The organism is Kitasatospora sp. NPDC004531 (genome assembly GCF_053602195.1).
In genome coordinates, this window is the sequence record NZ_JBSGDD010000173.1 from 1 (window position 1) to 6,237 (window position 6,237).

General features: G+C 74.5%; 6 protein-coding genes. 5 read left to right on the plus strand and 1 reads right to left on the minus strand.

Features of this window, described 5'->3' with window-relative positions; all coding sequences use genetic code 11:
- Nucleotides 1-185 precede the first annotated feature (185 nt).
- The 4 genes from ACWEMJ_RS33485 to ACWEMJ_RS33500 all read left to right on the plus strand — a co-directional run bounded on the left by ACWEMJ_RS33485 (nt 186) and on the right by ACWEMJ_RS33500 (nt 4,531).
- Nucleotides 186-845 carry a LuxR C-terminal-related transcriptional regulator gene (locus tag ACWEMJ_RS33485; RefSeq protein ID WP_452140910.1) on the plus strand — a complete coding sequence of 220 codons (660 nt, stop codon included), beginning with the start codon at nt 186-188 and terminating at the stop codon, nt 843-845.
- A 141-nt stretch (nt 846-986) separates the two neighbouring features.
- Complete coding sequence (galE, locus tag ACWEMJ_RS33490) at nt 987-1,946, plus strand: UDP-glucose 4-epimerase GalE (RefSeq protein WP_452140911.1); 960 nt, start codon at nt 987-989, stop codon at nt 1,944-1,946.
- Between the two features lie 142 nt (nt 1,947-2,088).
- Nucleotides 2,089-2,934 carry a LuxR C-terminal-related transcriptional regulator gene (locus ACWEMJ_RS33495; protein ID WP_452140912.1) on the plus strand — a complete coding sequence of 282 codons (846 nt, stop codon included), beginning with the start codon at nt 2,089-2,091 and terminating at the stop codon, nt 2,932-2,934.
- A gap of 58 nt (nt 2,935-2,992) precedes the next feature.
- Nucleotides 2,993-4,531, plus strand: a complete 1,539-nt coding sequence (locus ACWEMJ_RS33500; RefSeq protein WP_452140913.1) for a polysaccharide biosynthesis protein — start codon at nt 2,993-2,995, stop codon at nt 4,529-4,531.
- Between the two features lie 236 nt (nt 4,532-4,767).
- Here the strand turns inward: ACWEMJ_RS33500 and ACWEMJ_RS33505 are convergent, their stop codons facing one another.
- Nucleotides 4,768-5,262 carry a MarR family winged helix-turn-helix transcriptional regulator gene (locus ACWEMJ_RS33505; protein WP_452140914.1) on the minus strand — a complete coding sequence of 165 codons (495 nt, stop codon included), beginning with the start codon at nt 5,260-5,262 and terminating at the stop codon, nt 4,768-4,770.
- A 90-nt stretch (nt 5,263-5,352) separates the two neighbouring features.
- Between ACWEMJ_RS33505 and ACWEMJ_RS33510 the strand changes: the two genes are divergently transcribed.
- The gene (locus tag ACWEMJ_RS33510; protein ID WP_452140915.1) at nt 5,353-6,174 is read left to right on the plus strand and encodes a methyltransferase domain-containing protein; all 822 of its coding nucleotides are present in this window, start codon (nt 5,353-5,355) and stop codon (nt 6,172-6,174) included.
- Nucleotides 6,175-6,237 lie beyond the last annotated feature (63 nt).

Consider the following 6,237-nt stretch of genomic DNA (forward strand, 5'->3'; position numbering starts at 1 on the left):
GCGGTTCGATTCCGCATGGGGGCTCAGCAGAACGAAGGCCCCGCCACTCGGCGGGGCCTTCGGCGTTTCCGGGGTCCCTCGACTCTTGGCCGAAGCCCGCCCCGGCCCGGTACGTCCCCTGGCGGGGCGCGCACGAATGCGCTGTGATGGTGCGTCTGTCCGTCCGGACCGGGGGAGGGTGCGGGATGAGCGTGCGGCTCGTGGTCGCGGACGATCACCGGCTGATGGCCGAGGCGCTGGGCACCGCCCTGCAGCAGCGCGGCCATCGGGTGCTCGGGGTGGGTTCGCCGTGCGGTGCGGTGCTGGACCTGGTGGTCGGGCGGCGTCCGGAGGTGTGCCTGCTGGGGACGACCGCCGGGGTGGACGACCCGTTCGAACCGCTGCGCCGGTTACGCCGGGAGCGGCCGGAGATCTCCGTGGTGGTGCTGGGTCCGCTGGGCGCGCCCGGGCGGGTGGCGGCGGCGTTCGCGGCGGGCGCGGCGGGCTACGTGCGCAGCGACGAGCGGATCGAAGTGGTGGACCGGGCGATCGCCCGGGTGCGGGCGGGGGAGGCCGCCGTCGCGGTGGAGGTGCTGCGCGCGGCGTTCGAGCACCTGCTGTGGCCGGTCGCCGAACCGGACGACGAGGCGGTGCGGCTGCTGCGGCTGCTGACCCGCCGCGAGGTGCAGGTGCTGGCCCGGATCGCCGACGGCGAGGACACCGCGGCGATCGCCGCCGCGATGCGGATCGCCCCGTCCACGGCCCGCACGCACGTCCAGCGGGTGCTGAGCAAGCTCGGCGCCCGCTCCCGGCTGGAGGCCGCCGCGCTGGCGGCCCGGACCGGGCTGCTGGACCAACTGGCCTGAGAGGCGAAGACGCCGAGCGCGGCGGCGGCGGTTCCCGCGCGGCTGCGGCGGCTTCGGGCGGCCGTGACCTGGGCCGGGCGGCGCCGTCGGGTGCCCTATGCTCCGAACGAGGAACATCGGAGTGTCGCGGAGGTCGAGGGCATGAGCAAGTACCTGGTCACGGGCGGAGCCGGCTACGTGGGCAGCGTGGTGGCGGCGCACCTGCTGGAGGCGGGCCACCAGGTGACGGTGCTGGACGACCTGTCGACCGGGTTCGCGGAGGCGGTGCCGGACGGCGCGGAGTTCGTCCGCGGCCGGATCCAGGACGCCGGCGAGGTGCTCGACGCGTCCTTCGACGGTGTGCTGCACTTCGCGGCGTCCTCGCAGGTCGGCGAGTCGGTGGCGGACCCGGAGAAGTACTGGCGCAACAACGTGGCCGGCTCGCTGGAGCTGGTGTCGGCGATGCGCAAGGCCGGCGTCGGCACGCTGGTGTTCTCCTCCACCGCCGCCGTGTACGGCGAGCCGGACGAGGTGCCGATCAAGGAGACCGCGCGCACCTCGCCGACCAACGCCTACGGCGCCACCAAGCTCGCCGTGGACCACTTGATCACCTCCGAGGCGATCGCGCACGGCCTGGCCGCCGTCAGCCTGCGGTACTTCAACGTGGCCGGGGCGTACGGCCGTTACGGCGAGCGGCACGAGCCGGAGTCGCACCTGATCCCGCTGGTGTTCCAGGCGGCGCTGGGGCAGCGCTCGCACATCGCGGTGTTCGGCGAGGACTACCCGACCCCGGACGGCACCTGCATCCGCGACTACATCCACATCGCCGACCTGGCCGAGGCGCACCTGCTGGCGGTGGCCGCCGCCAAGTCCGGCGAGCACCTGATCTGCAACCTCGGCAACGGCACCGGCTTCTCGGTGCGCGAGGTGATCGAGTCGGTCAAGCGGGTCACCGGCCGGGAGATCCCGGTGCAGGTGGCCGACCGCCGCCCCGGCGACCCGGCCGTGCTGGTGGCCGCCGCCGACCGCGCCCGGGAGGCCCTCGGCTGGACGCCGAAGCGCCCCGAGCTGGACCGGATCGTCGCCGACGCCTGGGAGTTCACCCTCGCCCACCGCGCCTGACCAGCCCCGCGCCGGGCCCGACCCCGACCCCCGAAGTCACTGCGTACAGGAACTTCACCAAATCCCCACGCCGTACCGGCGGCCGCCCGTACGCTGAGTGAGGCACCGGTGGGGGTCGGGCCACGAGCAGGGGGGCAGGACGATGGGGCGGATTCGCGTCCTGGTGGTCGACGGCCACCGCATTTTCGCCGAGGCGCTCGCCACGGCGCTCGCCGCCGAGCCCGACGTGGACGTCGGGGCGGCCGGCAGCGCCGCCGCGGCCGAACGCGCCCTGGAGAGGGCGGCGGCCGAACGCCGCCCGTACGACGTGCTGCTGGTCGACACCGACCTCGGCGCGGCCCTGCCGGCACCCGGCCGGTCGGCCCAACAGCGCCCCGCCGCAGGCCAGTTGACGCGCCCCGCGGGCCGGCCGCCGGCCGATCCGGCGCGGCCGCCCGGCGACGGGATCGCTCTGGTCGGCCGCGCCTGCCGGGCCCACCCGGCGCTGCGGGCCGTGATGCTGGCCGCCCACGACGACCCGCAGCGGGCCGTCCGCGCCCTGCAGGCCGGAGCCAGCGGCTGGGTGGCCCGGGAGAGCTCGCTGGGCGCGCTGATGGCCGTCGTCCGCGGCGTTCTGCGCGAGGAGACCCACCTGCCGCCGGCCCTGCTGACCGGCGTGGTCCGCGAACTCACCTCCGCCCGGCGGGACCGCTCCGAGAGCGAACGCCTGGTGGCCGCGCTCACCCCCCGCGAGGAGGAGGTGCTGCGCTGCATGGTCGCCGGCCTCGGTAGACAGGCGGTCGCCGAGCGGCTGTTCCTCTCCCCGCACACCGTCCGCACCCACATGCAGAACGTCCTGGGCAAGTTGGGGGTGCACTCCACGCTCGCGGCGGTCGCGGTCGCCCGCCGCGCCGGGATCGCCCCCTCGGAGCCGCCCGGGCCGCTCGCCGTGCCCGCCCCCGTCCCCCCGCCGACCGTCGCCTCGACCGCAGGCCCCGGCGCGGGCTGAACGAGCCCCGCCTTCCGAGCAGGTAGCCACTCCGTGAGTCAGCGAGACCGGAGGTCAGATGTCGCCGAACCGCGCTTCCGCACGCCCGCAGGCACCCCGTCCCCGCATCCCCGAGCAGCGCGCCGGCTCCTGCCTGCGCACTCTGGTCGTCGGGGCCGGTGCGGCCGGCACGGCCCTGGTCCGCGACCTGGACCGCACCCCGGAGTTCGGCCTCGTCCCCGTCGGGGTGCTGGACGACGACCCCGCCAAGGCCGGCCGGGACGTCTCCGGCAGCCCCGTCCTCGGCCCGCTCGCCGACCTCACCGCGCTCGCCCTCGTCCACCGCGCCCAGGTGGTCGTCCTCGCCATCCCCGGCCTGCCGCACCAGCGCGTCCGCGAACTCGCCACCGCCGCGGCCGCCGCCGGCGCGGCCGTCCGCTACCTGCCGTCCTTCCTCGCCGCGCTGCGCCGCGAGGTGGTCGGCTCCGACCTGCGCACCCTGGACGTCAACCGGCTGATCGGCCGGCACGAGGTCCACGTCGTCTCACCCGACGTGCGCACCGTCATCGAGGGCCGCCGGGTGCTGGTGACGGGCGCCGGCGGCTCCATCGGCAGCGAACTGTGCCGCCAGGTCCAGGCGTTCGGGCCGGCCGCGCTCTACATGCTCGACCACGACGAGTCCAACCTGCACCGCCTCCAGCTCGACATCTGGGGCGAGGCGCTGCTCACCGACGAGTCCCTGGTGATCGCCGACATCCGGGACCGCCCGCGGATCCAGCAGATCTTCCGCGACCTGCGCCCCGACGTGGTCTTCCACGCCGCCGCCCACAAGCACCTCCCGCTGCTGGAACGCCACCCCAGCGAGGCCGTCAAGTCCAACGTCCTCGGCACCGACCACCTGGTCGAGGCCGCGCTGGCCACCGGCGTCGAACGCTTCGTCCTGATCTCCACCGACAAGGCCGCCGACCCGACCTCCGTCCTCGGCGCGAGCAAGCGCCTCGCCGAACTCATCGTCCAGGCCAACGCGAAGGACGCCCGCAACCTCGGCACCGGCGCCTTCGCCGCCGTCCGCTTCGGCAACGTCCTCGGCTCGCGGGGCTCGCTGCTGTCCGTCCTGGAGGAGCAACTGCGCAGCGGCGGGCCCGTGACGGTCACCCACCCGGACGTCACCCGGTTCTTCATGACCATCGAGGAGGCCGTCGGGCTGGTCCTGGAGGCCGGACGGATGGCGGAGGGCGGCGAGGTCTTCGTCCTCGACATGGGCGAGCCGGTGCGGATCGTGGACCTGGTCCACAACTTCGCCGAACAGGTGCAGCTGGACGCGGACGAGGTGGAGATCCGGTACACCGGGCTGCGGGCCGGCGAGAAGCTCAACGAGGCGCTCTTCGCGGACGCCGAGGAGCGGCTGCCCACCGCGCACCCCCGGATCTACGCGACCGCCGCGGAGGCCGCCACCGGCGTCGACGACCTGGCCGGCGGCCTCACCTCCCTGTACGCCGCGGCCACCACCAACGCCGACCCCCTCGTCCGCGACTGCCTGGCGGCCCTGCTCCCCGGCTACCGGAGCGCCCCGCACAAGCCGCCGGCCCTGGCCAGCCTCTACCCGGACGGCTTCTGACCATCGGAGGGCGCGAAGCATCGGGGGCCCGTGGGGATACCTCCCGGCCCGCCAGGGCTGGGGGAGAACGGCGGGGCCGGGTCTGCGGTGGGTCGAACCCTGCGATGCGGTCATGTTGCGGCGGGTGTCTTGAGGTTCCGGGAGACCAGAAACGTCGGAACGCTCAGCGCCCCCATGGCCATCCGCCACGAGCCCCCGCCGTTCCCCGGGCCCCTGATTGTTACCCCCCTTGGTTGTCACCCTGCGCGGTCGAAGGGGATGACCAACTGGCGGAGCAGGGACGCGAGTTCGGCGCGCTGGGTGGGGGCGAGCCGGGCCAGGATCTCGCGTTCGTGGGCGAGGAGGCCGGCCAGGGCCTGGTCGGCCTTGTCGCGGCCGGCGTCGGTGAGGCGGACCAGGACGCCGCGGCGGTCGTCCGGGTCGGGGAGGCGGACGACCAGGCCCTTGGTGGTGAGGCGGTCGATGCGGTTGGTCATGGTGCCCGAGGTGACCAGGGTCTGGGTGAGGAGCTGGCCCGGGGAGAGCTGGTAGGGGTCGCCGGCCCGGCGGAGCGCGGTGAGGACGTCGAACTCCCACGGTTCGAGGCCGTGCTCGGCGAACGCGGTGCGACGGGCGCGGTCCAGGTGGCGGGCGAGTCGGCTCACCCGACTGAGGACCTCAAGGGGCTCCACGTCGAGGTCGGGGCGCTCACGGCGCCATGCTGCGACCAGGCGGTCGACCTCGTCCTCCATGACGATCAGTGTATCGGGGGATGTGTCGATGTGAAGTCTCTTGACATCAAGAGATAACAAAGGAACGCTCGACGCCCGAAAGATATCTTGATGTCGAGATACTTCTGGAGGTCCGCCATGCCCGCCGACTGGGACGCCCGCCAGTACCTGCGCTACGCCGAGGAACGCATCCGGCCCCTGAACGAGCTGCTCGCCCGGGTCCCCGAACTCCCGCCCAGGCCCACCGTGCTGGACCTCGGCTGCGGCCCCGGCAACTCCACCGCGGTGCTCCGCCGCCGCTGGCCCGAGGCCCGCCTGCTCGGCCTGGACACCTCGCCCGCCCTGCTGGAGACCGCCCGCACCAGCGGCGAGCCGACGGCCGAGTACCGGCTGCAGGACGTCACCCGGTACGACCCCGCCCCCGAACGGCCCGACCTGATCGCGTCCAACGCCGCCCTGCACTGGATGGACACCCCCACCGACGACCACCTCGCCCTGCTGCCCCGCTGGGCCGCCGCGCTGCGCCCCGGCGGGGTGATCGCCTTCCAGCTGCCCGGCAACTTCGCCGCCCCCAGCCACACCCTGCTCGCCGACCTGCGCCGCAGCGCCCGCTGGAAGGAACGCCTCGGCGCCGTCCGCCCCGACGCGTCCTGCCACCACCCGGCCCGCTACCTGGAGGCGCTGCTGGCCGCGGGCTGCACCGCCGACGTCTGGGAGACCACGTACCTGACGGTGCTGCCGGGCGAGGACCCGGTGCTGGAGTGGGTCAAGGGCACGGCGCTGCGCCCGGTGCTGGAGCGGCTGCCGCAGGAGGGCGAGCGGCGGGAGTTCCTGGCGCAGTACGGCGCGCTGCTGCGCGAGGCGTACCCGGCGACCGCGCACGGCACGGTCTTCCCGTTCCGCCGGGTCTTCGCGGTGGCCGTGAAGAACTGACGGTTCACTTGCTGCCGGGCAGCGCGGGGTGGCGGCCCAGCACCACCACGCCGACCACGATCG

Bases quoted from the DNA above. Each gene is read 5' to 3' on its own strand.
- ACWEMJ_RS33485 (WP_452140910.1), top strand. From the start codon at position 186: ATGAGCGTGCGGCTCGTGGTCGCGGACGATCACCGGCTGATGGCCGAG.
- ACWEMJ_RS33495 (WP_452140912.1), top strand. From the start codon at position 2,089: ATGGGGCGGATTCGCGTCCTGGTGGTCGACGGCCACCGCATTTTCGCC.
- ACWEMJ_RS33510 (WP_452140915.1), top strand. From the start codon at position 5,353: ATGTCGAGATACTTCTGGAGGTCCGCCATGCCCGCCGACTGGGACGCC.
- ACWEMJ_RS33500 (WP_452140913.1), top strand. From the start codon at position 2,993: ATGTCGCCGAACCGCGCTTCCGCACGCCCGCAGGCACCCCGTCCCCGC.
- galE (WP_452140911.1), top strand. From the start codon at position 987: ATGAGCAAGTACCTGGTCACGGGCGGAGCCGGCTACGTGGGCAGCGTG.
- ACWEMJ_RS33505 (WP_452140914.1), bottom strand. From the start codon at position 5,262: ATGGAGGACGAGGTCGACCGCCTGGTCGCAGCATGGCGCCGTGAGCGC.